This window comes from Halococcus saccharolyticus DSM 5350, assembly GCF_000336915.1.
GTDB classification, from domain to species: domain Archaea; phylum Halobacteriota; class Halobacteria; order Halobacteriales; family Halococcaceae; genus Halococcus; species Halococcus saccharolyticus.
The window spans coordinates 1-23641 of sequence record NZ_AOMD01000018.1 but is presented as its reverse complement, the minus strand read 5'-3'; the positions used below and the strand labels follow the sequence as shown (position 1 = coordinate 23641).

Genomic DNA, 23641 nt, shown 5'->3' with positions numbered 1-23641 from the left:
ACCCGACCGACCCCGGTGATTTTATCACACGAGCCGCCGAACGCCGGGACGAGTATGTTCAAGCACGTTGCGTTGCTGGTCCGCCAGGAGGGAATGAGCCACGAGGAGTTCCGCGAGTACTGGGAGGACAACCACTCCCCGCTCGCGAAGGACATCGAGGGCGTTGTTCGCTATCAAACCGTCTATCCGAACGACCCCGAAAACGCCGAGTTCGATGGACTCGCGGAGCTGTACTTCGAGACGCTCGACGACCTCCACGAGGCACTCGGCAGCGAGGGTAGTCGGGATTACGACCCCACGCGCGAGGTCGCCGCCGAGGCCCGCGAGGACGTGAACAACTTCCTCGACGTCGAACGCCGACCCCGCTTCATCGGCGAGGAGAAAGTCTGGAAAGACGAAGTCGACGGCGAGACTGACGGGCTCTACAAGCACTCGGCATTCCTTGTCCGCCAGGAGGGGATGAGCCACGAGGAGTTCCGCGAGTACTGGGAGGACAACCACTCCCCGCTCGCGAAGGACATCGAGGGTGTCGTCCGCTATCAGACCGTGTACCCCACGGACCCCGAGAACGCCGAGTTCGACGGCGTTGCCGAATTATACTTCGAGACGCTCGAGGATCTCCACGAGGCCCTCGGCAGCGAGGGCAGCCGTGACTACGACCCCAGCCGGGAGGTCGCTGCCGAGGCCCGCGAGGACGTCAACAACTTCCTCGACGTCGAGCGCCGGCCCCGCTTCATCGGCGAGGAAAAAGTCTGGAAGAACGAGACCGAGGGTGTCGAGGGGTACTGAGATGGGGACACCGGACTACGAGAATCAGGTCCGGGAAGCCTACCCCGAACTCGACCGGATCGAGAGCGACGACCTCAGGGAGGCGGTCATCGAGGCGTGGACGCTCGGACTCGAACGTGGCGGCTGGCGCGACATCGAGGACATCCCGTACGCGTGGAACATCCACGAGATCACGAACGTCGAGCACGTCCGCGGCGTGACGAAGATCGCACTCGAATCCGCCCGCGTGCAGCGCGAGTTCCACGACGCCGATCCCGACATCGACGTTCTCGTCGCGGCCTGTCTGCTCCACGACGTCGGGAAATGCTACGAGTACGTCGACCATGTCGACGCCGAACGCCTCTCTGGAACCGACCGTGAACGCTACGCCTCCGAGGAGATCCCCCACTCGATTTCGGGCTACGCGCTCGCCCACGAGGTCGGCGTCCCGCTCGCGGTCCAGCGCGCGATCCCCCACTTCCTCGGCGAGGTGCCAAAGCGCACGCTGGAGGCCGAACTGCTCAAGAGCGCCAACTCGGCGTCGTCGAACGCCATTACCCAGTCGGCGATGGGGATCACCCTGAACGAGTGGGTCGACGAGTACAGCCAGACGACCGACTGAGGAATACGCGGGACAGTTCGCCCCGGAACAGACCAGACCGGTCAGAGCGGGTCGAGCCCGTTCTCCTCGCGGAGCACGTCGATGTACTTCCGGAAGCCGGCGTCGAGGTCGTAGCGCACCTCGTAGCCCGTGTCCTCCTGGAACGCGGTCATGTCGAGGCGCTGGGTCCACGGGAGCTCACCTTCGTCGCTCACTTCGAGGTCGGCGTCGGGCATGATCTCTCGGACTGTTTCGGCGGCCTTCTGAATGGTTGCGAGTTCGCCGCGGACGTTGTAGACCCGCTGAGAGAGGTCCTCTTCGGGGGTGAACGCCGCGAGGCGGAACGCCTGGGCGATGTCCTCGACGTGCTGCCAGTCGATCTCCTGATCGCCGTACTCCACCGAGAAGGATTCGCCGAGCGCGGGTTTCTCGATGATATTTGCGAGAAACGCACTCCCGCCGGTCTCGCGGTAGGGGCCGTACGCGACGGTCGGCCGGATGGCGACGTGGTCGACGCCGTACTCCTCGTTGTAGACGCGCGCCTGGTGTTCGTTGTACCCCTTCGTTGCGCCGTAGAGGGTGTCCGGGTAGACGAGATCGTCCTCGGAGACCCACCAGTCGCCGCCGTCGTCGTAGTTGTGCGGCGGGGCGTAGATCGCCGCCGAGGACGCCCACGCGACGCGCTCGACCTGGTCGTCGAGGGTGCGTGCCGCCTCGAAGACGTTGCTCGTCCCCTGAACGTTGACGTCGAGAGCAGCGCGGGGGTTCGACTCGGCCGAGTTCGTCAACAGCGCGGCGAGGTGGATGATGTGGGTCGCCCCGGTCTCGGCGACCGCGTTCACCACGTCGGTGGCCTCGCTCACGTCGCCGCGCCGGATCTCGACCTCGTCGGCGATGTCGAGCTTCGAGAGAATGCGGTCGTCGGTCGAGAGGTCGTACGCGACCACGTCGTGGCCGTTCTCGACGAGATCCTTCGCGACGTAGGAGCCGATGAACCCGGTGCCGCCAGTTACGAGCACGGTTTCGTTGGTTGCCATCGGTTCGTGGGTCGGCGGAAATCGGCAAAAAGCTTGTGCTGTCCTGTCGAACCCGGCAAAGCTCGCTACTGCTATTCGTGGAGCCCGCCGACCTCCTCGTAAAAGGACGACTGGAGCGCGTCGACCATCTCCTCGTCGCGGTCGATCCGCACGTCGACTACGGTGGGGACGTCGGCCGCTTTCGCGCTTTCGAGTGGGTCGGCGAGGTCGCCTGGCGAGCGGACACGCATCCCCTCAGCCCCGAACCCTTCGGCGACCTGGACGAAGTCGGTGTCGTGGAAGTCTACGCCCGGAATCTCGTCGTCCATCTGGCGGACCATCCCGAGGCTCGTGTCGTTGAGCACCACGAACGTCGGCGCGACGCCGTACTCGACCGCGGTCTCGATGCAGGTCATCGTCATCGTGAACCCACCGTCGCCCGCGACCGCGATCACGTCCTTGTCGGTGGTGATCGCTGCCGAGACCGCGGCGGGGCCGGCCCAGCCCATCCCGCCGACGCCGCCGCTGCCGAAGTACGTTCGTCGGGCGGGCGTCTGGAGGTAGTTGAGCAACCAAAATCGATTGTTCCCCGAGTCCGCGGTGACGAGCGTGTTCTCGTCCACGATGTCGTCGATCGCCGCGACCGCGCGCTGGGGGAGGATCGGTTCGTCGTCGGTGTCACACTCGGGAACCCGGAACGACTCGCGGGCGTCGCGGGCGCGATCGCGCGCCCAGTCGTTGCCCGGCGCGAACGCCGCGGCGGCCTCCCCGAGCGCGCTCAGACTGTGCTTTGCGTCGCCGATCAGCCCGACGTCGGCAGGGTAGACCCAGCCCGCATTCCGGGTGTCGATATCGGCGTGGAGGATAGTCTGCTCGTCGGGACGGATGAAGGATGCTGCCTGCCAGTTGGTGTCCATCGGGTTCAGCCGGCAGCCCACGACCAACAGGACATCGGCCTCGCTCACCGCCTGGTTCGCGCCCTCGTGGCCGAACGAACCGATGACGCCCGCCGCGAGATCGTGAGTCTCGGCGATGGTCGACTTCCCGAGGTAGGAGGTCGCCACTACGGCGTCGTAGGTCTCGGCGACCGCTTCGAGTTCGTCGTACGCCCCCGCAGCGTGGACGCCGTTGCCCGCCACGATCACCGGTCGGTCGGCGTTCGCGAGGTGCTCGGCCGCCCGTTCGACGTCGGTCGCCGTGGGGCTCGATTCCCAGTTTTTCGTCTGTTCTTCGGGCGACCAGAGCGCGGGCGGGTCGTCGTTTGCGGGAACCTCGGCGGTGACGGCGTCGCCATCGAGAACGACTGCCGTGGGCCCGGGCCGGCCGGCGGTGGCGTGTTTGAACGCGAGTTGGGTGGATCGAAGCGTCTCGTTCGGCGTTCGGGGGAACCACCACTCCTTGGTGATGCCATCGAGAATCTTCGGAAGCGCGAATCCCCCGTAGTCGCCCCGGGCCTGCTGGTAGGGCGCGAGCGTCGAGTAGTCGCCGCGCTCGGAGGCCTCGGTGATGGCGACCATCGGTGACGAGCCGAGCCGCGCCTCCATCTGGCCGATCGCGCCGATGGAGCCGATCCACGGTCCCTGGCCGGTGAGTACACCTGGCTTGCGGTGGAGCCGGCCGTACATCTCGGCCATCACGCTCGCCTCGCGCTCGTCACGGGGTCTGACGACCTCGATGTCCGATGCTGCGAGTTCTTCGAGGAGTTCGATGGCTCGGCCACCGGGATAGCCGAACAGGTACTCAACGTCGAGACGTTCCAAGGTTCGAACGATCTCTGTACTAACTTTCGTCATAGTCGTGTAGTGGGTTGGTCGGCCTCACACGTCGGGAACGTTCGAGAATGGCTGGCCGTAGTGAAAGACATGTCCCCGAAGTCGGATCGAATATCGGATTCGTGTGTGGCAATATTGTCGGATTTCGATCCGGGCAACTTTGTTCTATCGGTCGGTTCGGGACCGTGGCCGATGAATCGGATGTTCCTACGGAATGGACGGTCTTCGCGGCGTGGTTTGGCTGTCGTGACCAGTAACTACTTGTGGTGGCGCTCGTTCGGCTGCCGTATGGCAACAAACACCGAGACAACCACGACGGAGGACGAACGGATCGGCGAGGAGCTGAACTACCCCGCCGAGAGCTGGGGTGGGTTCCTCCGGAACCACTTCGGGCCCTCGTTGCTGTGGGCGCTGACCGCGATCGGATCGAGTCACATCGTGCTCGCACCGACGATCAGCGGTCTCTATGGAGTCTTCGCCATTTGGATCGCGGCAGCGGTGTTCCTCGTGAAATACGGCGGTTGGGAGCTCGGCGTCAGATACAATTACGGCGTCGGTCGCAACCCGGTCGAGGGGTACGGCGACCTCCCGGGACCCAACCACTGGGCGCAGTGGGTGACGCTGCTCATCGTGGTCGTCCCGCAGACGATCATCGCCGGCTCGGTCGGGGTCGCGGCGGCCAGCTTTCTATCGGCGGTCGTTCCCGGCCTCGGGCGGCTTCCGGCGTACGCTCTCCTCCTCGTTGTCGCGACCGTGCTCGTCGTCTCCTCGCGGTACAGCCTGCTCGAAACCGTTCTCAAACTATTCGTCGTCGCACTTGGTGTCCTACTGGTGCTCGGCATCTTCGTCGCACCGCCTTCGGCCGAGGTGATCGCCGAGACCGCCTTCGCAGTGCCCGAGCTCCGGTCGGCGGTGTTCCTCGGGCTGTTCGCCTCGATGGCGGGGTTCGCGCCGACCGGCCTCGGCACGACGATCAATCTCGCGAGCTGGTCGATGGCGAAAGAGCAGGGCGCACGCGCGCTCCGCGATCGGAACCTCGACCCACACGACGAGCAGTTCCACGACTACATCGCGGCGTGGATCAAGACTGGCCGCCGTGACTTCAACCTCGCGTACGCGTTCACGTTCGTCCTCATCGTCGCGATGATCCTACTCGGGGCGAACGTGCTCTATCCCAACCCGCCGACCGACCAGAACCTCGCCATCGCGCTCGGCAGCATTCTGGAGGAGTCGTTCGGGCCGTGGGCCTACTGGGCGATGATCGTCGGGGCGTTCGCGGCGCTCTACTCGACGGTCATCACCCTCCTCGACGGTGCACCCCGGGTCGCGAGCGACATCCTGCCCCTGGTGCTCGAACGCGAGATGGACACCGAGCGGGTCCGCAAGACGCTCGTGATTCTGATGGCCGTGATCAGCTTCGTTCCCCTACTCGTCATCGGCTCGCTGCCGGTCACGCTGGTCGTCGGGGCGGCGATCATGGTCTCGGTGTTCCAGTTTTTCTACTACGTCGCCAACTACTACGTCGTTCGCGAGCACCTCCCCGCCCGGTTCCAACCCGGAACCGGTGCGAAGACGTACTACGCCGTCGCCACGCTGCTCGTGATCGTCTTCGGGCTGCTCGGCGCGGGTTCCCAGCTCGGGATCGTAGGCTGAGAGTTCGACTCACCTCCCCTTCTCGCCCCGCGATCGGCCCACCGGAAGACCGATTCACACCGAGAACGTGCTCCCGTCCTCGGCGACGACGACCTCGCCTCCGAAAGTCGATTCCGCGTCTGCGACCATCGCGTCTGTGTCCCGATAGGGCAGCAGGTGAGTCAGGACGAGCATTTCGACCCCAGCCTCGGCTGCAATCTCGCCTGCCTCGGCGGGCGAGCAGTGGGTCCGTGAGAGCCGATCGGCCTGCGCATCCGACATCGGCTCGGTCAGTCGATCCCAGACCAGACCCTGTCGCTCTCCCGGCGGCGTGGTCTCGCGCGCGACGCAGGCATCCTGAAGGAGCACGTCCGCATCGGCCGCGAACTCCGGGAGCGACCCGATCGGCGTCGTGTCGGCCGAGAACACGAACGAACCTCCCTCGGTGTCGAACCGGTAGGCGTAGGTCTCGATCGAGTGGTCCACTGGGAGCGCGCTCGCACGCCAGTCCTCGCCCTCGACAGTGAGATCGCCGTCGGTCTCGATCCACTCGATGTCCTCGATACCGTCATCGTCGTAGAATCGCGTTCGGTAGTCGATATCCTCTCGATAGACGTCGGTGAGCGCCGCGAGCAGCCGATCGGTGCCTGGCGGGCCATAGACGGTGAGTGACTCGCGGCCGAGCGACCAGCTCGCGATGGCGAAGTGAAAGAAATCGGCGTTGTGGTCCATGTGCTGGTGGGTGAAAAACAGCGACTCGATTTCGGCGGGATGAACGCCGTGCTCGATACAGCGGTGGGTGGTGCCGGGACCGCAATCGATCAACAGCGTCTCGTTGTCGATCTCGATCGCGATGCTCGTTCCTGCGCGTTCGAGCGTCGGGACCGGGCTCCCCGTTCCGAGAACTGTTATTTCCACGAGGGTACTACCCGAAGGAGCGAGATAAAGGCTTCCGCTAGAAAGCTGGCGAAAAGACGTTTCGATGCCTCACGACGCGACTGCCGATGGGACGTCCCCGACACTTCGACAGCAGTCGTCGTTCGCGTGTCGTGCTGTTCGAGATCATTGCCAGAATGTTACGGTGTCAGCGGAGACGATCCGCGATTTCCGGATGGTATCTCCGTGTGAACTGGAGTCACGAAACTATTATGTTCTATCCCCCGCGATTGATGTGTATGGTTTCCGCCAGCGAACCATCGATTCGCGCTGCTATCCAGCCATCGTGGCGCTCCAACGCCATCCTTAGCGCGATTGGGAAATTTACAGTTATGCTGGCGGATCTCCGAACACGAGCCATCCCGGTAAATCGTGACCGCGACGCAGCACTCGTCGGCCGGTCACAGACGGATGGATCGGGCTCACCGTGACGGTTCACCGTTCGAGCGAGCGTCGATGACGACGTCTGGCCCACTCGACCGTCCCACCTACCGCACCGATCGAGCAGCCGACAGCCAGCCGACCGACCCATACCACCAATGAGCACTCAAGACGACACTGACTACCAGAACGCCATCGAAACCGCTCAGCTCGACGACGAACCCATCCGCATCCTCGATGACGACGGCACCCTCCTGTCGAGCGCCGAGCCGCCGGCACTGTCCGAGGCGGAACTCCTCGAGATGTACGCGGACATCAAACTCGCCCGCCACTTCGACCAGCGGGCGGTGAGTTTCCAGCGCCAGGGCCGGATCGCGACCTACGCGCCGATGACCGGCCAAGAAGGCTCTCAGGTCGCCACCAGCCACGCGCTCGACGATGAAGACTGGCTGTTCCCGACCTATCGTGATCACGCCGCGAAGTACGTCCACGGGGCCGATCTCGCGGCGTTACTGAAAACGCTGCGCGGCTACCGCGAGGGGTACGCCATTCCGGACGACGTCAACCTCATGCCGGAGTACATCCCGATCGCCACGCAAGTTCCTCAGGCGATGGGGATGGCGTGGGGGCAGATGTTGCAGGGCAACGACGACACGGCCGTGCTCTGTCACCTCGGCGACGGCGCGACCAGCGAGGGCGACTTCCACGAGGGTCTTAACTTCGCGGGCGTGTTCGACGTCCCGGCGGTGTTCGTCTGCAACAACAACCAGTGGGCGATCTCGGTTCCCCGCGAGCGCCAGACCGCGAGCGAGACCATCGCGGAAAAGGCCCACGCGTACGGCGTCGAGGGCGTCCGTGTCGACGGGATGGATCCACTCGCGGTGTACGCGGTCACTCGCGCGGCGATCAAGAAGGCGAAAGCCCCGACCGACGACGAGCGTCGGCCGACGCTCATCGAGTCGGTCCAGTACCGCTACGGTGCCCACACCACCTCCGACGATCCGTCGGTCTACCGCGACGAAGCCGAGAGCGAGGCGTGGCGCGACCGCGACCCGCTCGATCGCCTCGAAACCTACCTCTACCAGACCGACGTCCTCAACGCGGAGCGCGAAGCGAAGATCGAGGCTCGGATCGAAGCGGAGGTCGCCACGGCGATCGAGACCGCCGAGGCGGCCGAGACGTCGCCCGAGCGGATGATCGAGCACGTCTACGAGGAGACCCCCAATCGACTCCAAGAACAGTTCGACGAACTGAGCACACTCCGCGAGAAGTACGGCGACGATGCGTTCGCGGAGGTGCTGGGATGAGTTCGGCGGCGGCCACGGAGGCGGGATCGATGACCGAGCGTCTGACGCTGGTCGAAGGCGTTCGAGAAGGACTCCATACCGAGATGGAGCGCGACGATCGGGTGATGGTGCTCGGCGAGGACGTTGGCAAAAATGGCGGAGTGTTCCGCGCGACCGAAGGACTCTACGACGAGTTCGGCGGCGGGCGCGTGGTCGACACGCCGCTCGCGGAGTCGGGAATCGTGGGCTCGGCGATCGGGCTCGCGCTCTCAGGGCTGCGCCCGGTCGCGGAGATGCAGTTTATGGGATTCATGTACCCCGCGTTCGACCAGCTCGTGAGTCACGCGGCGAGACTCCGGAGCCGGAGTCACGGCCAGTACACCTGTCCGCTGGTGGTCCGCGCGCCCTACGGTGGCGGGATCCGCGCACCCGAACACCACTCCGAGTCGAAAGAGGCTTTCTTCGTCCACGAACCAGGCCTCAAAGTAGTGATTCCGAGTACGCCCGCCGACGCCAAGGGACTGCTGACTGCGGCGATCCGGGACCCCGATCCCGTGATGTTCCTCGAACCCAAACTCATCTACCGGGCGTTCCGCGAAGAAGTCCCCCAGAAGTCGTACGAGGTGTCGCTGGGCGAGGCTGCCGTGCGCCGCGAGGGATCGGACATCTCGGTGTACACGTGGGGTGCGATGACCCGCCCGACACTCATCGCCGCCGACAACCTTGCCGACGAACACGGCGTCGACTGTGAGGTGGTGGATCTCCGGACGCTCTCGCCGCTCGACGCCGGGACCGTGGTGGCGTCGTTCGAGAAGACCGGTCGTGCGGCCGTAGTTCACGAAGCGCCGAAGACCGGAGGAGTCGGCGCGGAGATCGCCACGACGATCCAGGAGGAAGCGCTCATGTATCAAGAGGCCCCCATCAAGCGGATCGCGGGCCTCGATGCGCCGATACCGCTCCACGCGCTCGAGGACTACTACCTACCGCAGGCGGTGCGGATCCAGGACGGCATCCTCGAGACGGTCGAATTCTGAAGATTCGCGGCGCAGCGTGCCGGATACACGGTAAAGACGATTTTCGAAGGATTCCACGATCCGATAGCGAACGGCACGAACACCACGGTTTAAGATGCCAGGGAACGGAGTTCGTGCCGATGGCAGCAGCGCCAGAACGCCGACTCTCCACGGATCACCCACGCCTCGAGCAGGTCTCGACGCGGGTCGTCTTCGTTGGGAGCCCGGCCACGTGTGAGAACTGCGGCAGAGAGATCGAGACCGGGAGCCGTCACAAGCGGCTGCTGTTTCGGACCGACGCCAGTACAATCTCGACCTTCGAGGAGTTCGCCACGTGTGATACAGCCTGTCTCGAGTCGTTTGTGGCTACCCGGTGAATGTCCATAGCGGGTAGCGCCGCCACAACACTCGTTCGAGACGAAGAGCGTCGAACGATGGACTCCGTTCGATAGAAATTCGAGCGGAGGAGCCAAATCGGTCAGCAATCGTACTGCCGGCAGCGACAATCTTGAACGAGACGCTTCTTCGGCTGACGGATCACGGATCAAAGTGTTCGAGCATCTTGGACGATATTTCTGGGACGTTGTCGGATCATAATTCGATATCCATGTGTTATCCCGACATTAAAACCGAATTATCGATTTATCGCTGCTCGAACTACGTATGTTTTCGAACAACGTGGGGAGATGTTTCGATGGGTGGCAAGACGAAAGAACCGAGATCTCGTCTGATCGATCTCACGGCCAGTCTTGGAGGAGAACCCTTGGATCAATGCGTCCGATGTTCGGAGTGTCCTGGTAGAGCGTGTTGTCCGAATAGCTCGGACCATTCGATCTCGTCGATGACGTTTCTAGAACAGCACTACAGTTGTTACAAGCTCGAACGGACTCCGTTCCAGAATATAATAGTTAGAAGATATTGCATACTAAATGCTCGCGACTATGCTGGATCGATACGAAGAGTAATACGGCATATTTGTTTATGTTTTCTCCTTATTTCTGCTATTCCCCAATACTACATAATTATATTGGAAATAATTTTGGATTACCAAGATCTGCTTTCCACAGTTTTGTGCCAGATAAGAATCCAGCTCTATCGTCTTATTCCATCATATTCCGATCAAATAGCTGCTGTAGTTCGATAGGTATCGAATTAGTTGAGTATCGATAACGAGGTGCGATCGGATGCAGCGTAGGAGGGTTTCGGTCCGATTGGGTATAATATTTTAATTTTATTCTATAGATCCAGTCTGTCGGCGATACCGATGGTGAGTTGAGACGACTGATGGCCGAGCCGGAAGGAACGATGAAAGGAATCGGTGCTCGGGGACGTGTCGGCGAATATGGAACGGACGAAAGCAGCGTGTTGCCGGTAGGTCGCGACGAACGACGCTATTCGAACTTCTCGAACGGCTGTTCGCAGTCGTGACAGTAATGCATCGAGCGACAGAGCGACGGCCCTTTCGGGTGCTCGCGCTCCGTCTCGGTCGATCCGCAGTACGGACACTCGGCGTGGTCGTGCTTGCCGGTCGTGTCGACGCTCGGATCGAGGCTCCTGCGGGGCATGGTCAGATGCTCAGGCCGAACTCGCGGAGGTCTTCTTTGCCCTGGTCGGTCACCATCTCGATCGACCACCCAGGGCTCCAGACCAGGCGGAGGTCAACCGACTCGATCCCCGACACGCCGGCGACGGCTTCGCGGATCTCGTCGCGGAGCATGTCGCGGGCAGGACACCCAGTATACGTGAGCGTCATGTCGATCGCGGCGCGATCCCCGTCGACGGTGACGCCGTAGATCAGCCCGAGGTCGACGATGCTGATCGGCATCTCGGGATCCTGGACGTCGTAGAGCGCGTCCCACACGTCGCGCTCGGTGCCTTCGGTGTCCTCACCAGTCGCCGGCAGCCCGTCGACGTCCTCGCCTTCGGTGTAGTCGGTGTACGCGCAGTACTCGGCATCCGGGTCGGGAACGGCGTCGATCTCGCTACTCATCGTCGGGGTCCTCCATCAGCCGGGTGGCGTCGTGGCGTTCGAGTTCGCGGTATGTGTTGGTGATCTCGTCGAAGTGCGTGCTCCAGTGATCGGTGTGATCACCGTCGCGGCCGACGTGTTCGGGCAGGTCTTCCTCGGCGACCTGGCCGTCCTCGACGTGCGGGCGCTCGACGTCGATCCCGATCGAGGTCAGGGTGTCGGTGACAGTCTCGACCCACTCGGCCCGCATGTCCTCGAGCGTCCGGGTCCGGAGCCCGAGGTCGTCGATGTCGTCTTCGACCTCGCCCACGGGTTCGAACAGCGCCAACGCATGGGGGAACAGCCGGTCGACGGCATCCTGGACACGTTCGCGACCCTCGTCGCCGCCCGCGAGCCGGCGGAGCCAGTTCTCGGCGTGCTCGCGGTGGTAGTCCTCCTCGCTCGTGACCTTTCCGATCCGGTCGCGGATGCGGGGGTACGACGAGCCTTCGAGCGCGCCCAGCCGGAGGTGTTCAGCCTCGTCGTAGAGGTACGACCGGACGATCGCGTCGGCCCAGTCGCCCTCGGCGAACGGGAGCTCACAGAGCGTGCTGTGCCGGAAGGTGTCGGGATCGCGCTCCCAGATCAGGTCGGGCTCGGTGTAGCCGAAATCCTCCAGGAGGTCGTACCAGAGCCGCGCGTGGCCGAGTTCGTCCTGGGCGATGTTCGCGATCGCGATGTCGGATTCGATGGTGGGTGCGTGGACCTGCCAGTCGGTGTACCGGTCCGCGATCACGAACTCGTCGTCGGCGAGTCGGTAGAGCAGCGCTTCGACCGCCTCGCGTTCACGATCGGAGAGGTCGTTCGGGGCCGAGAGGTCGGCAGTGGCGGCCATCAGTTCTCACCCCTGGCGCGCTCGGCCTCGGCCTGTTCACTCTCGGAGTCGGCGACCTCCTCGGCGACCGGTTCGATGTTGTAGCTCGTCGCCCATCGGTAGGCTTTGTTCGTGGTCCCGCCGAACGCCGCCTCGCTCTCGTCGACCTCGCTGATCTCTTCGGAGGGGGCAACCCAAAGGCTATGGGTCGGCTTGCGCCTGGCGTGCTGGATCTGGGCGAACATCAGTGCCATCTCGCGGTCGGGCGCGTGGACGTTCCCGCAGTGGGTGTGGTACTCGCCCGGCTTCTCCTGGCGAAACACTTCCCAGATCATGATCAGTCGGCCGCCTGTGGTGCGTGGCTGCCGGTGGCCCCTTCGGACTCGTCGAGGCTCTCGCGGACCCACGCCACGGTGTCTTGGGCCCGTTTGCGGGCGTCGATCTGGTGCTTGCCACCCTCGTACTCGTTTTTCGAGACCGTGAAGAACTCGTCCCAGTCGAGCTCGTCCTCGGCGATCTCGTAGGTGTCGGTCTCCTCGTCGTGCTCGATGGTGGGCGTGTCCGGGATTTCGAGGCCGTACTCCTTCGCCTTCGGGACGTAGGAGTTCAGGAACGCCTGGCGGAGCCCGTCGTTCGTCATCTGCTTCAGCCCGACCTCGGCGGCGAAGTCGTGGTGGGTCGACTTGTCGTCGGTCGGCCCGAAGAACTGGATGATCCGGGGCCACCACGTTTCGAAGGCGTCCTGAACCATTTCTTGTTCCTTCTTCGAGCCGCTCGCGAGCTCGGCGAGGATGCTCTCGCCGTGTTTGATGTGAAAGCCCTCCTCGAAGCACACCTTGTCCATCGCGTGGGCGTAGGGCTCCCAGCTCGACCGCCGGAGGGTGGCCTGGCGGCGCATCGCGGCCCCGTCGACGAAGAACGCGATCATCGGCACCTCGACCCACGAGTCCATCGGGTAATGGAAGCAGTTCAGGAACTTCCCCTCACCGTTGGCGAGCTCGTCGAGCATCTGGTCGCGACTCTTGATTCCGAGCGATTCGGCGGCCCGGTAGAGGAGCTGGCCATGGCCGAGCTCGTCCTGAACTTTCGCCGAGTACGCGAGCTTCCGTTCTAAACTGGGTGCCTCTCGAATGAACGGCCGTTCGAGGTACGCTCCCATGATCTCGGAGTTCGCGTGGAACTGGATCATCCGGGTCGCGGCCTTGCGGTACTCCTCGGGCATGTCGTCTTTCGGGCTGAACTCCCGCGGTCCAGCACGTTCCTTTACGGTATCGAGGTCCATCGTTCTGTCACTATCTTGTACGCGGGACCGGATAGACTTTGACCCGTTCATGAACGGAGTTTATATGTAACTGTGTCATACCCTATCCATGATCGACGAGTGTCTCGTGGTCGAATTCAAAGTACAGAACGACGACTGTCCGCTGGCTGACGCCACGCGCGCGGCAGGAGTGACCGTCGACGCACGGCCGCCCCAGCTCCGAGCGGACGGCTACGCACTGTTGCGGTTCACCGCACCCGACTCCGAGGCGTTCGTAGCGTCGCTCGACGCCGACGACCGCATTCGATATCTCCACGTCTCGTCGGTCGACGGCCGGCGGAACGGGCGGTGTCTCTCGAAACACCTCTGTGTGGTCCACGACCTCGTGAGTGCGGGGTTCATGGTCGAGTCGCTCCAGTATCGTGATGGGAGTGCAACGCTCACCGGCGCGGTGGTGGGCCAAGAAGTCCTCCGCGGGGTACTCGATACAGCCGGCGAGACCGTCGGCGTCACGCTCGAACGGACTTATCCGTTGGGTGCAGAGGACGAGAGCACGGTCGTCCAGCAGTGGGACCTCACCCCACGACAGGAGGAGGCGCTTCGGACCGCCGTCGGGATGGACTACTTCGCCGTACCGCGCGGGGCGACCGCCGCGGAGGTCGCGGCGGAGATCGGGATCAGCAAGTCGGCGTTTCTCGAACGACTCCACCGTGGCGAGAGCGCACTGTTCGGCCAGGTGTTCGCGTAGGTGCGCTCGTTCGAACCATCCAACCTACGCCGATCCGTACGACAGGGAGCTTTTGTTCCCCGGCACGCTACGGCCCGTCGGTGGTGATGACGAGCAGTTACCCCCACCGAGCCCCGTGTGACGAGGGACTTCCGCCGAACCACCATCTCAGAAGACGACTGGACGGAGTGATACTGTTTGTCGGAAGTGTCTGAACGGGCGTATGACGGAATTTGGCGATGATACCGTCTCGTCGACGACGATCACGATACAAATGAGAACCGCAGGCCACACGTCTCCCCGACCGACTCCTTCGCTCACTCGCTCCGCTCGTTCGCTCAGTCATCCCTCGCACGAGTCGGGCGTCTTCGACGCCCTCCCGCGCGCCACCGCCAGACCGTAACCCACGAGACACATCGACGGGTGTCCCGGTCTTTCACACAAACTATTAGTCGCCATCGCGGGTGGTTCACGTATGCTCGCACTCGACGATTCGGCGATCGCGCGCGACGGCAAGATCCTGATACTCGCCTACGATCACGGCCTCGAACACGGTCCGACCGACTTCGAAGGACTCGAAGAGCGGATGGACCCCCAGACCGTCTTTGATGTCGCAACCCACGACGCAGTCACGTCGATCGCGGTCCAGAAGGGGATCGCCGAGGGGTACTACCCCTCCTACGAGGACGACGTCGCGCTGGTGGCGAAGCTCAACGGCACCTCGAACCTCTGGATGGGCGAGCCGGATAGTGCAGTAAACTGCTCGGTCGAGTACGCCGCCGACCTGGGCGCGGACGCGATCGGGTTCACCCTCTACGGTGGCTCGAACCACGAGATCGAGATGGCCGAGGAGTTCCGCGACGCCCACGAGGCCGCCCGGGAGTACGATCTCCCCTCCGTGATGTGGTCGTACCCTCGCGGACAGGGACTCAAAAACGACACGAGCGCCGGAACCATCGCCTACGCCGCACGACAGGCGCTCGAACTCGGGGCCGATGTCGCGAAAGTCAAGTACCCCGGCAGCCGCGACGCGATGGAACACGCCGTCCGGGCGGCGGGCGGACCGAACGGCACGAAAGTCATCATGTCCGGTGGGTCGAAGGTCTCGGATGAGGCGTTCCTCGAGAGCGTGAAGTCGGTGATCGACGCCGGTGGTGCGGGGCTCGCGGTCGGCCGGAACATCTGGCAGCGCGAGAACCCGACCGAACTCCTCGACGCGCTCGAACAGGTGATCTTCGAGGAGGCGTCGGTCGACGCCGCGCTCGACTGACCGATGAGTCACGCATCGACGATCGAAGCGATCCTCGACATCGTCGCCGGGACGACCCCCGAGATCCGCGAGGGGCTCGTCGGCCGACGCGAGTACGTCGAGGGCGAGAATCCTAGTGGGGAGGACCAGCTCGCGGCGGACGTTCACGCCGACCAGCTCCTCGAAGAGCGACTGCTCGCGATCGACGGCGTCGGTAGCTACGCGAGCGAGGAGCGCGAAGCGGTCATCGGGGCCGACGAAGAAACAGCGGACAGCGGTGACGGTGGGTTGGCGGTCGCGGTCGATCCCCTCGACGGCTCTTCCAATCTCAAGCCGAACAACGCGATGGGGACGATCGTCGCGGTCTACGACGCCGCGCTCCCCGCACGCGGCCGCGACCTCGTCGCCGCCGCCTACGTCCTCCTCGGCCCGATCACGACGATGGTGGCCGCCGTCGACGGAAGCGTGACGGAATACGTCATCAGCGACGGCGAGCGCCACACCGCCCGCGAGGACATCTCTCTGCCCGACGATCCGACGGTGTACGGGTTCGGCGGCCGTGTCCCCGACTGGACAGAGGAATTCACCGACTACGCGCGCGAGATCGAGTCGGACACCTCGCTGAAGCTCCGTTACGGCGGCGCGATGATCGGCGACGTGAACCAGGTGATGACCTACGGCGGCGTGTTCGCCTACCCGGCGCTCGACTCCGCTCCCGAGGGCAAGCTCCGTCTCCAGTTCGAGGGGAATCCGATGGCGTACATCGTCGAGTCGGCGGGCGGGAAGTCTTCGGACGGCGAGCGCTCGCTGCTCGACGTCGATCCCGATGATCTCCACGATCGAGTGCCAGTCCACCTCGGCAACGCGGAGCTGATCGATGGCCTCGAAGCGGCGGTCGGTGACGAGTGAGATGACCGATCGCTCGGACGACGCGTGGGAACCGCGAGGGCCGTGGGTGCTGGCGATCGGCACCGCGGTAATCGGTACGGTAGCTGTTCTTGCAACCGGCGTCAGAGCGGTTCGAAAGCGACTCCGGCACGGCGATGAGTCGGCAGACGAGTAATCGACAAATAGAGGGCGCACTACTCGTACCGGAGCGCGTCGATGGGATCGACGCGGGCCGCCCGCCACGCGGGGTAGAGACCGGCGACGACACCCACCAACACGCCGACGCCGACCGCGATCGCGAACCAGACGTATGCCGGCGTGAACGCCACCTCGGCGTACGCCGTCGCGCCGTAGGCCACCGCGAGACCCAACGGAAGGCCGACGATCGCTCCGGCCCCGCCGAGCACCGTGGCCTCGGCGAGGAACAGCCCCATCACGTCGCGGTTGCGCGCGCCGACGGCCTTCATGATCCCGATCTCACGGGTGCGTTCGGTGACGCTCACCAGCATGATGTTCGCGATCCCGATCGCGCCCACGATGAGCGCGATCACCGCGATCCCGGTGACGAACCGCGTGACCTGGTTGATGATTTCCTGGATGTCCTCCACGAAGTCACCGCTGGTCTGGGCCGACAGTTCGACCGATTCGGGCTTCAGCTCCGCGGCGTCCGACTCCCCGAGATACGCCTGGACGTCGTCCTTGACCGTCTCGATCCGTGCCGGTTCCGCGACCACCGTCACCTGGGGGTAGGCGTTCTGACTCACACCGAGCGAGGGGCTCTCGATCGTCGTCTCGTAGAACGGGTCGATCGGGACGTAAAAACGCGGCTGGCCGGCGAAGGAGGCGAAGGAGAACTGGCCGGCCGTCCGGTTCGCGACGCCGACGACCTCAACGCGGACCTCCCCACCGTTCGCGCGGGTGATCGAGAGATTGTCACCGACCGAGAGGTTGTCCTCGAAGGCTCGGGTGGCGGCCTCGCTCACGACCACCGCCCGTTCGCCCGTCTGGAACGCTCGCCCCGAAACGATCGCGTCCGCAGGGAAGGAGGCTGGCGTGGTCGCGGTGATCTGCGAGCGTGAGACGGTGTCGTTCGCGTGGCTGAGCGCGCTCACTCCGACGTTGCCGCGCGGCAGCACCTGGCGGACGCCCTCGATCTCGCGCAACCCCTCGACGTCGCTGGTCGTGAACACCGGCTGGGCGAGCCCGCCGATCCCTGGCCCGGGGCCACCGTCGCCACCGTCCTCGCCGCCCGGTGTGGGCAGGACGTAGACGTTGCTCGCGGTCGTGCTCCCGATCTCGCCGACGATGTCGGCCTCGACGCTCGCGCCGAACGTGGCGAACGTGACCACCGACGCGATCCCGATAACAACCCCGATCACCGTCAGCACCGATCGGAGCTTGTGTGATCGAATGGAACGGGTTGCGATCCGCAGGGTTTCCCGGAGGTCCATCGTCACTCGTCCCGCCCGATCGAGCCGTCCGCCGAGTGGCGCTCTCCGGACCGATCGCCCGCCGCTCTGTCGTCGTGGTCGGCGGTGTCGTGCTCGTCGGTGTCGAGCTGCTCGATCGATTCGATCACGCCGTCACGGATGTGGACGATTCGATCGGCGTGTTCCGCGATCCGGCGCTCGTGGGTCACGAGCAGGATGGTGTTCCCGCGGGCGTGTACCTCGCCGAGCAGCGCCATGATCTCGTTCCCGGTTTCAGTGTCGATGTTTCCCGTGGGCTCGTCGGCGAGTACGACCGACGGATCGGGTGCGAGCGCCCGCGCGATCGCAACCCGCTGGCGCTGGCCCCCCGAAAGTTCGGTCGGGCGGTGATCGAGTCGGTCGCCGAGCCCGACCCGCTCCAGCACCTCCCGTGCGCGCTCGCGCCGCCGGTCGCGCGACCAGTCGTCGAACACGAGGGGGAGTGTGACGTTCTCGACGGCGTTCGACCGGGGCATCAGGTTGAACGTCTGGAAGACGAAGCCGATCTCGGTCCCGCGGATCGCGGCGCGGTCGTCTTCGGAGTCGATGGCGACGTCGTGGCCCGCGACCTCGACACTGCCCTCGTCGGGCGTGTCGAGCGCACCAACGAGGTTGAGGAGGGTGCTCTTGCCCGACCCGCTCGGCCCCATCACAGCGGTGTACGATCCCTCGTCGAGCGTCAGCGAGACGCCGGCGAGCGCCTCGACGGTGCCGCCGAGATCGTAGGTTTTCCGGACATCGGCGAGGCGCACCACGGATGTGTCTTCGGTCGATCCCGTCGTGGAGGCAGGCTGGCTCACTGGGAGTCACTACGGGACTCAGAACCATGAAGATTGCCGGGGTTCGTGCCGTCGCGGTGGATCGGGATTCTTTCACGCCGATCCATCGGGACGACCGACCGTGAGTATTTACCCCACAAGTTCCAACACCGTTTAATGGCTGACCAAGAGGACAGTCGCGGGGATCGGGGGCGCGTCTCGCCTGCCGTCGCCCTCGCGCTGGTGCTCGTCGTGGGGGCCGTCGGCGGCGTGGCGTTCGCCCAGTCGACTCCCGATGGACCGTCCGGGGAGACGGTTCTCGAGAACGCTCACGACCAGTATCGGAACGCCGAAACTCTGACCGGCAGCGCCGACGTCACGGTCTCGAACGCGACCGACGAACGATCCGCGACCGTCGAGTACGCGCTTGCCGAGGAGGGAGCGCGCGTGAGCGCGACGTACAACGACACGACAATGACGGCCGGAACGAACGAAAGCGTTGCGTGGGTCTCCGCTCCCGAAATCGGCGTCCAGCGGACGTGGAACGTCGAGAACGCGTCGTCGTGGGAGGCAAGCGAGGTCTGTGAGGCCGTCCAGAGCAGAGCGGATGAGGCAGAGCTGCCGAACCAGCCCACTCTTCCGGACGACGTGAACGCCTCGGCGGTGCAGGCGAACGTCTCGATGATCCATGAGAACGTCTCCTCGCTTGACTGTGAGGAGCTGACAACGGAGTGGGAGGACGCAAAGCAGTCGGCACCCGCGAACTGGTCCGAGACGAACCTTACTGCAACCAACACCGGAACCGAGACGCTCAACAGAACCGAGGCCTACGTCGTCGAAATCGAACACGAAAACGAGAGCGTCGACGTCGCCGGGACGATCTGGATCGCGACGGAGGACGACCGGGTGCTCAAACAGCGCGTGAGCGACGGTACGAACGCGACCGTGGTGCGCTACGACGACCAGCGGTTCAACGTCAGCATCGACGAGAGCACGTTCGCACCACCGACTGATCGTGACAGTGCGGTCGGGGCGACGACCTACGACGAATTCGGAGCAACACAGGACGCGACCGACCGCGACCTGCCGACGCTCGACGCCGACGGGTTCGCCTTCGAGGGAGCCGTCGTGACGAGCGCCGGCGGCGGAACGACCGTCGCCCAGCAGTACGCCGACGGAGCGTCGAACGCCACGCTCCTCACGACCGATGCCGAGAGCCTCCCCTACGACGAACTCAACGGGACCGCCGTCTCGGTGAACGGCGACGACGCCACCGCGGCCACGCTCGAAGGACGAACGATCATCGTCTGGACGGAGGGTGACATCACCCACGCCGTCGTGAGCGACGGGACGACCGAGGAGACGGTCGCGCTCGCGGAAGCGGTCTCGGAATGAGGGTTAGAGTAGCTCGAATGCCTATCGCCCGACGCGACTTCCGACAATGTAGCCGTGGAGTGGCGCGCGGGAGTGCGCGGGCGGCGCGAACGAAGTGAGGGCCGCCGACTGCGCGAACGGGGAGGCACGACCGTGAGCGCGCGTAGCGCACGACTCGCGCGAGGTCTGCGCGAGCAATGCGAGCGCAGGCTCGTCAGAGATTCGCTCTGACGGTGGATGAGCGAGTGGAGCGAGCGAATCGGCTGGGAGGGTATGTGGTCCGCGGTTCTCACTTGTGTCGGCATCGCAGCGGTTTCCGATACTACAGACTCCGGTGACACCAGCCGAAGTAGCAATAGTTTCGGGTTCACCCGACGCGGGCCAGCATGGAAAACCCTTTCCGCAATTCTTGCGCATCGAAGAACATGGACATCCGCATCGGTGGGGACGCGAGCGACGAGGAGGCACGTGTTGTCGGGAGTGCGCTGGCAGAACACGTCGGCGAGAACGTCACGGTCTACGTCGGTGACGCCGAAGAATCCACGGTGAGCGTCGAACCGCCCGAGACCGAGTCGTCCGAGTCCAAATCACGCGAATCTGAGGGGTCAGTTGGGACAGCAGATCACGGCCCGACCGAGCGCGAGGAGCGCCTGCGCGAGGAGATCACGGACATCGAACTCGGCGGGCCCGAGAAGTACAGAGAGCGCCTCGACGACCAGGGCAAACTGTTCGTCCGCGACCGGCTCGACCTCTGGTTCGGCGAGGGCGGGTTCACCTTCGAGGACGGCCGGTTCGCGGGCTTCGACGACTGGCATCCCGATAGTCCCGAAGTCGAAGATCCGGACCCGAACACCCGACTGCCCGGCGACGGCCTTCTGACCGGCGCGGCGGAGTTCGAGGGCCGAGACATCCACGCGATGGCGAACGACTTCACCGTGAAGGCCGGCTCGATGGCCGAGAAGGGCGTCGAGAAGTTCCTCCGGATGCAACAGCGCGCGCTCAAGACCGGTCGGCCGGTCCTCTACCTGATGGACTCTTCTGGTGGGAGGATCGACCAGCAGACCGGCTTCTTCGCCAACCGCGAAGGGATCGGGAAATACTATTACAACCACTCGATGCTGTCTGGGCGCGTCCCGCAGATCTGCGTGCTCTACGGCCCTTGTATCGCCGGTGCGGCCTACACGCCCGTGTTCGCCGACTTCACCGTGATGGTCGAAGGGATGAGTGCGATGGCGATCGCCTCGCCCCGGATGGTCGAGATGGTGACCGGCGAGGAGATCGACCTTCAGGACCTCGGTGGTGCGCAGGTCCACGCCGCCGAATCGGGCAGCGCCGACCTCGTAGCCGAGGACGAGGAGCACGCCCGCGAACTCGTCGCCCAGCTCATCACCTACCTGCCGGACAACTCGGACGAGAAACCACCCCGCGCCGACGCCGCTCCGCCCGCACGATCGCCCGACGGGATCGATTCGGTGATCCCCGAACAGCCGAACCGAGGGTACGACGTCCACGAGGTGATCGATCGCGTCGCCGACCGCGGGAGCGTGCTCGAACTCCGCGAGCAGTACGGCCCGGAGATCGTGACCGCGTTCTGCCGGATCGACGGCCGGCCCGTGGGTGTGGTCGCGAACCAGCCCGCCCACCGTGCGGGCGCGATCTTCCCCGATGCGGCCGAGAAGGCCGCGGAGTTCGTCTGGACCTGTGACGCCTACAACATCCCGCTGCTGTATCTCTGTGACACGCCAGGGTTCATGGCGGGCTCGCAGGTCGAGAAGGACGGCATCCTCGAACAGGGCAAGAAGATGATCTACGCCACGTCGTCGGCGACGGTCCCGAAACAGTGCGTCGTCCTCCGGAAGGCCTACGGCGCGGGGATCTACGCGATGAGCGGACCGGCCTACGACCCCGAGGCGACGCTCGGCCTTCCGTCGGGCGAGATCGCCATCATGGGACCCGAGGCCGCGATCAACGCGGTCTACCGCAACCGACTCGACGACATCGAGGACGACGAAGAGCGCGCCGAACGCGAGGCCGAACTCCGGGAGGAGTACCGCGAGGACATCGACGTTCACCGGATGGCGAACGAGGTGGTGATCGACGAGATCGTGCCGCCGAGCGACCTCCGCGAGGAGCTCGCAGCACGCTTCGCGTTCTACGAGGACGTCGAGAAGTCGCTGCCCGACAAGAAACACGGCACCGTCCTCTAACCACTCCCTCAAAGACGGGGAGCGAAATCGTGCGGGCGTCGAGAGAAGCGTTTAGGTCGACACCGTCCTTTCGAGAAGTGTGCGCATCGAGAACAGCTTCATTCCCGTCCACGGCGTTGGGGAGGCGACCGAACGCCGACTTTGGAACGACGGCGTCACACACTGGGACGCGTTCGACGGCTCGAGCGTCGGCGCGACGACCGAGCGCCGCATCCAGGAGTTCATCGAAACCGCGCGTGACCGTCTCGACGCGGGCGACGCCGCCTTCTTCGACGAGGCGTTCCCCTCGTCAAGCCGGTGGCGGCTCTACGAGAACTTCCGCGACGCGACCTGTTTTTTCGACATCGAGACCACGGGACTCGACGCGCGTCACAGCGACGTGACGACCGTGAGCTTTCACCGTGCCGGCGAGACGACCACGCTCGTCCGTGGAGAGGACCTCACCCGGGCAGCGGTCGCAGAACAGCTCACCGACGCCAGCCTCCTCGTGACGTTCAACGGCAAACGCTTCGATGTCCCCTTCCTCGAACAATCGTTCGATCTCGACATCGATCGTCCGCACGTCGATCTCATGTACCCGTGTCGACAGCTCGATCTCACTGGCGGCCTGAAAGCCATCGAGCGTACGGTCGGGATCGATCGCGATCGGCCGGACCTCTCGGGCCGGGACGCGGTCAGACTCTGGCACCAGTACGAACGCGGTGACCAGCAGGCGCTCTCGACCCTGGTGTCGTACAACCGTGCCGATACGGCAAACCTCGTATCGCTGATGGATATCGTCGCCGATCGGCTCCACGACGAAGTCTTCGCCGCACACGAGAGCGGGTGAACAAAAGCGATCGGCTTGATACCAACGACACTGCCCCACTCCGGGACAACTACTGCTGGTATCCCGATGAGCCGGCGCTACAGACGTGTTCGTTACGGCGTGGGCTGAGACTCGTCGCCGTGGCACTCGGCTCATCCGAGCCGCGTTCCCGAAAAGCCGCGAAAAGGTCGTCGAACGATGCGTCGAGAGGGTTCAGTCGCGGCGTGCGGCTACCAGCGCGGCCGCGAGCAGCGCCACGACACCGGCGACCAGCGTGAAGCCCGGACCGTTGCCGCTACTGGTCGTCTCTTCGCCACCGCTGGCGTTTGCGGCGGTCTCGCCGTCACCGCCACTTTCGGTGGTTTCGGCCCCACTTTCGGTGGTCTCCGCTCCACTCTCGGTGGTTTCAGTCATCTCGGCTCCACCCTCGGTGGTCTCGGTCATCTCGGTACCGTCCTCGGTGGTCTCGGTGCCACCGGTGGTGGTCATCATCGACTCGTTGGCCTCGGCGATGTCGAGGGTGGTGTTCGCGAACGTCCCGTTGTTGACCGCGACACCCACCGTGTAGTTGCCCATCTCAGCGGGGTTCGTCACACCGCCGTAGGTCATCGTGAGCTCGTCGCCCTCGCTGACCTCGATCGTCTCGTCGAATCCGATCGTCAGGTTCTGGCCA

Annotated in this window: 24 protein-coding genes; 13 read left to right on the top strand and 11 right to left on the bottom strand. The window is 64.5% G+C overall.

Annotated elements, in window-relative coordinates; all coding sequences use genetic code 11:
- The first annotated feature begins 54 nt into the window (after positions 1 to 54).
- Together C449_RS06605 and C449_RS06600 are read left to right on the top strand one after the other, a co-directional pair.
- Entirely contained in the window at positions 55 to 789 is a 735-nt protein-coding gene (locus tag C449_RS06605) for an EthD domain-containing protein (protein WP_006077202.1), read from the top strand.
- 1 nt (position 790) lies between these two features.
- Positions 791 to 1390 (top strand): HD domain-containing protein, encoded by a 600-nt coding sequence (locus tag C449_RS06600; protein ID WP_006077200.1) that lies wholly within the window; start codon positions 791 to 793, stop codon positions 1388 to 1390.
- Positions 1391 to 1431: 41 nt separating this feature from the next.
- On the opposite strand, the gene C449_RS06595 is transcribed toward C449_RS06600, so the two are convergent.
- Positions 1432 to 2406: an NAD-dependent epimerase/dehydratase family protein gene (locus C449_RS06595; protein WP_006077199.1), complete on the bottom strand. Its 975-nt coding sequence runs from the start codon at positions 2404 to 2406 to the stop codon at positions 1432 to 1434.
- 71 nt (positions 2407 to 2477) lie between these two features.
- A complete protein-coding gene (locus C449_RS06590) occupies positions 2478 to 4178 on the bottom strand; it encodes a thiamine pyrophosphate-binding protein (RefSeq protein ID WP_006077198.1) in 1701 nt (566 codons plus the stop codon).
- A 267-nt stretch (positions 4179 to 4445) separates the two neighbouring features.
- Between C449_RS06590 and C449_RS06585 the strand changes: the two genes are divergently transcribed.
- Entirely contained in the window at positions 4446 to 5810 is a 1365-nt protein-coding gene (locus tag C449_RS06585; RefSeq protein WP_006077197.1) for an Nramp family divalent metal transporter, read from the top strand.
- 54 nt (positions 5811 to 5864) lie between these two features.
- On the opposite strand, the gene C449_RS06580 is transcribed toward C449_RS06585, so the two are convergent.
- Positions 5865 to 6707, bottom strand: coding sequence for an MBL fold metallo-hydrolase (locus C449_RS06580; protein WP_006077196.1), 843 nt, complete (start codon positions 6705 to 6707; stop codon positions 5865 to 5867).
- A gap of 557 nt (positions 6708 to 7264) precedes the next feature.
- On the opposite strand from C449_RS06580, the gene pdhA reads away from it, so the two are divergent.
- The 3 genes from pdhA (at position 7265) to C449_RS06565 (ending at position 9782) form a co-directional block, all read left to right on the top strand.
- The gene (gene pdhA, locus C449_RS06575) at positions 7265 to 8413 is read left to right on the top strand and encodes a pyruvate dehydrogenase (acetyl-transferring) E1 component subunit alpha (RefSeq protein WP_006077195.1); all 1149 of its coding nucleotides are present in this window, start codon (positions 7265 to 7267) and stop codon (positions 8411 to 8413) included.
- Positions 8410 to 9426: an alpha-ketoacid dehydrogenase subunit beta gene (locus tag C449_RS06570; RefSeq protein ID WP_006077194.1), complete on the top strand. Its 1017-nt coding sequence runs from the start codon at positions 8410 to 8412 to the stop codon at positions 9424 to 9426. Before pdhA ends, C449_RS06570 begins: the two co-directional genes overlap by 4 nt.
- Before the next feature lie 119 nt (positions 9427 to 9545).
- Positions 9546 to 9782 (top strand): hypothetical protein, encoded by a 237-nt coding sequence (locus tag C449_RS06565; protein WP_006077193.1) that lies wholly within the window; start codon positions 9546 to 9548, stop codon positions 9780 to 9782.
- Positions 9783 to 10796: 1014 nt separating this feature from the next.
- Here C449_RS06565 and paaE read toward each other — a convergent pair.
- The 5 genes from paaE to paaA are packed head-to-tail and all read right to left on the bottom strand — an operon-like array spanning position 10797 to position 13509.
- Positions 10797 to 10970, bottom strand: a complete 174-nt coding sequence (paaE, locus tag C449_RS18275; RefSeq protein ID WP_006077192.1) for a 1,2-phenylacetyl-CoA epoxidase subunit PaaE — start codon at positions 10968 to 10970, stop codon at positions 10797 to 10799.
- Positions 10971 to 10972: 2 nt separating this feature from the next.
- On the bottom strand, positions 10973 to 11395 hold the full coding sequence (gene paaD, locus C449_RS06560; protein ID WP_006077191.1) for a 1,2-phenylacetyl-CoA epoxidase subunit PaaD: 423 nt from the start codon (positions 11393 to 11395) through the stop codon (positions 10973 to 10975).
- The gene (paaC, locus tag C449_RS06555; RefSeq protein ID WP_006077190.1) at positions 11388 to 12248 is read right to left on the bottom strand and encodes a 1,2-phenylacetyl-CoA epoxidase subunit PaaC; all 861 of its coding nucleotides are present in this window, start codon (positions 12246 to 12248) and stop codon (positions 11388 to 11390) included. Before paaC ends, paaD begins: the two co-directional genes overlap by 8 nt.
- Positions 12248 to 12562 carry a 1,2-phenylacetyl-CoA epoxidase subunit PaaB gene (gene paaB, locus C449_RS06550; protein ID WP_006077189.1) on the bottom strand — a complete coding sequence of 105 codons (315 nt, stop codon included), beginning with the start codon at positions 12560 to 12562 and terminating at the stop codon, positions 12248 to 12250. The genes paaC and paaB overlap by 1 nt, the downstream gene beginning before the upstream one ends.
- Positions 12563 to 12564: 2 nt before the next feature.
- Positions 12565 to 13509, bottom strand: coding sequence for a 1,2-phenylacetyl-CoA epoxidase subunit PaaA (gene paaA, locus C449_RS06545; RefSeq protein ID WP_006077188.1), 945 nt, complete (start codon positions 13507 to 13509; stop codon positions 12565 to 12567).
- An 88-nt stretch (positions 13510 to 13597) separates the two neighbouring features.
- Here paaA and C449_RS06540 point away from each other — a divergent pair, with 88 nt between their 5' ends.
- The 4 genes from C449_RS06540 to C449_RS18085 all read left to right on the top strand — a co-directional run bounded on the left by C449_RS06540 (position 13598) and on the right by C449_RS18085 (position 16527).
- The gene (locus tag C449_RS06540; RefSeq protein WP_006077187.1) at positions 13598 to 14236 is read left to right on the top strand and encodes a helix-turn-helix domain-containing protein; all 639 of its coding nucleotides are present in this window, start codon (positions 13598 to 13600) and stop codon (positions 14234 to 14236) included.
- Between the two features lie 454 nt (positions 14237 to 14690).
- Complete coding sequence (locus C449_RS06535) at positions 14691 to 15485, top strand: class I fructose-bisphosphate aldolase (RefSeq protein ID WP_006077186.1); 795 nt, start codon at positions 14691 to 14693, stop codon at positions 15483 to 15485.
- Between the two features lie 3 nt (positions 15486 to 15488).
- Positions 15489 to 16373 (top strand): class 1 fructose-bisphosphatase, encoded by an 885-nt coding sequence (locus tag C449_RS06530; protein ID WP_006077185.1) that lies wholly within the window; start codon positions 15489 to 15491, stop codon positions 16371 to 16373.
- A gap of 1 nt (position 16374) precedes the next feature.
- Positions 16375 to 16527: a hypothetical protein gene (locus C449_RS18085; RefSeq protein ID WP_161606442.1), complete on the top strand. Its 153-nt coding sequence runs from the start codon at positions 16375 to 16377 to the stop codon at positions 16525 to 16527.
- Between the two features lie 19 nt (positions 16528 to 16546).
- On the opposite strand, the gene C449_RS06525 is transcribed toward C449_RS18085, so the two are convergent.
- Both C449_RS06525 and C449_RS06520 read right to left on the bottom strand, forming a co-directional pair.
- Positions 16547 to 17803, bottom strand: a complete 1257-nt coding sequence (locus C449_RS06525) for an ABC transporter permease (protein ID WP_006077184.1) — start codon at positions 17801 to 17803, stop codon at positions 16547 to 16549.
- Positions 17804 to 17805: 2 nt separating this feature from the next.
- A complete protein-coding gene (locus C449_RS06520; protein ID WP_152415672.1) occupies positions 17806 to 18621 on the bottom strand; it encodes an ABC transporter ATP-binding protein in 816 nt (271 codons plus the stop codon).
- A 135-nt stretch (positions 18622 to 18756) separates the two neighbouring features.
- Between C449_RS06520 and C449_RS06515 the strand changes: the two genes are divergently transcribed.
- From C449_RS06515 to C449_RS06505, 3 genes are all read left to right on the top strand, one after another.
- Positions 18757 to 19974: a hypothetical protein gene (locus C449_RS06515; RefSeq protein ID WP_006077182.1), complete on the top strand. Its 1218-nt coding sequence runs from the start codon at positions 18757 to 18759 to the stop codon at positions 19972 to 19974.
- 404 nt (positions 19975 to 20378) lie between these two features.
- Entirely contained in the window at positions 20379 to 22160 is a 1782-nt protein-coding gene (locus C449_RS06510; protein ID WP_006077181.1) for an acyl-CoA carboxylase subunit beta, read from the top strand.
- A 79-nt stretch (positions 22161 to 22239) separates the two neighbouring features.
- A complete protein-coding gene (locus C449_RS06505) occupies positions 22240 to 22989 on the top strand; it encodes a ribonuclease H-like domain-containing protein (protein ID WP_006077180.1) in 750 nt (249 codons plus the stop codon).
- 192 nt (positions 22990 to 23181) lie between these two features.
- On the opposite strand, the gene C449_RS18500 is transcribed toward C449_RS06505, so the two are convergent.
- The coding region (locus C449_RS18500; RefSeq protein ID WP_006077179.1) for a PGF-CTERM sorting domain-containing protein at positions 23182 to 23641 on the bottom strand (460 nt) is incomplete at its 5' end.

Bases quoted from the DNA above. Each gene is read 5' to 3' on its own strand.
- C449_RS18085 (WP_161606442.1), top strand. From the start codon at position 16,375: ATGACCGATCGCTCGGACGACGCGTGGGAACCGCGAGGGCCGTGGGTG.
- C449_RS06570 (WP_006077194.1), top strand. From the start codon at position 8,410: ATGAGTTCGGCGGCGGCCACGGAGGCGGGATCGATGACCGAGCGTCTG.
- C449_RS06600 (WP_006077200.1), top strand. From the start codon at position 791: ATGGGGACACCGGACTACGAGAATCAGGTCCGGGAAGCCTACCCCGAA.
- C449_RS06590 (WP_006077198.1), bottom strand. From the start codon at position 4,178: ATGACGAAAGTTAGTACAGAGATCGTTCGAACCTTGGAACGTCTCGAC.
- C449_RS06595 (WP_006077199.1), bottom strand. From the start codon at position 2,406: ATGGCAACCAACGAAACCGTGCTCGTAACTGGCGGCACCGGGTTCATC.
- C449_RS06565 (WP_006077193.1), top strand. From the start codon at position 9,546: ATGGCAGCAGCGCCAGAACGCCGACTCTCCACGGATCACCCACGCCTC.
- C449_RS06530 (WP_006077185.1), top strand. From the start codon at position 15,489: ATGAGTCACGCATCGACGATCGAAGCGATCCTCGACATCGTCGCCGGG.
- paaC (WP_006077190.1), bottom strand. From the start codon at position 12,248: ATGGCCGCCACTGCCGACCTCTCGGCCCCGAACGACCTCTCCGATCGT.
- paaE (WP_006077192.1), bottom strand. From the start codon at position 10,970: ATGCCCCGCAGGAGCCTCGATCCGAGCGTCGACACGACCGGCAAGCAC.
- C449_RS06535 (WP_006077186.1), top strand. From the start codon at position 14,691: ATGCTCGCACTCGACGATTCGGCGATCGCGCGCGACGGCAAGATCCTG.
- C449_RS06585 (WP_006077197.1), top strand. From the start codon at position 4,446: ATGGCAACAAACACCGAGACAACCACGACGGAGGACGAACGGATCGGC.
- C449_RS06525 (WP_006077184.1), bottom strand. From the start codon at position 17,803: ATGGACCTCCGGGAAACCCTGCGGATCGCAACCCGTTCCATTCGATCA.
- C449_RS06515 (WP_006077182.1), top strand. From the start codon at position 18,757: ATGGCTGACCAAGAGGACAGTCGCGGGGATCGGGGGCGCGTCTCGCCT.
- paaA (WP_006077188.1), bottom strand. From the start codon at position 13,509: ATGGACCTCGATACCGTAAAGGAACGTGCTGGACCGCGGGAGTTCAGC.
- pdhA (WP_006077195.1), top strand. From the start codon at position 7,265: ATGAGCACTCAAGACGACACTGACTACCAGAACGCCATCGAAACCGCT.
- C449_RS06540 (WP_006077187.1), top strand. From the start codon at position 13,598: ATGATCGACGAGTGTCTCGTGGTCGAATTCAAAGTACAGAACGACGAC.
- paaB (WP_006077189.1), bottom strand. From the start codon at position 12,562: ATGATCTGGGAAGTGTTTCGCCAGGAGAAGCCGGGCGAGTACCACACC.
- C449_RS06510 (WP_006077181.1), top strand. From the start codon at position 20,379: ATGGACATCCGCATCGGTGGGGACGCGAGCGACGAGGAGGCACGTGTT.
- C449_RS06605 (WP_006077202.1), top strand. From the start codon at position 55: ATGTTCAAGCACGTTGCGTTGCTGGTCCGCCAGGAGGGAATGAGCCAC.
- paaD (WP_006077191.1), bottom strand. From the start codon at position 11,395: ATGAGTAGCGAGATCGACGCCGTTCCCGACCCGGATGCCGAGTACTGC.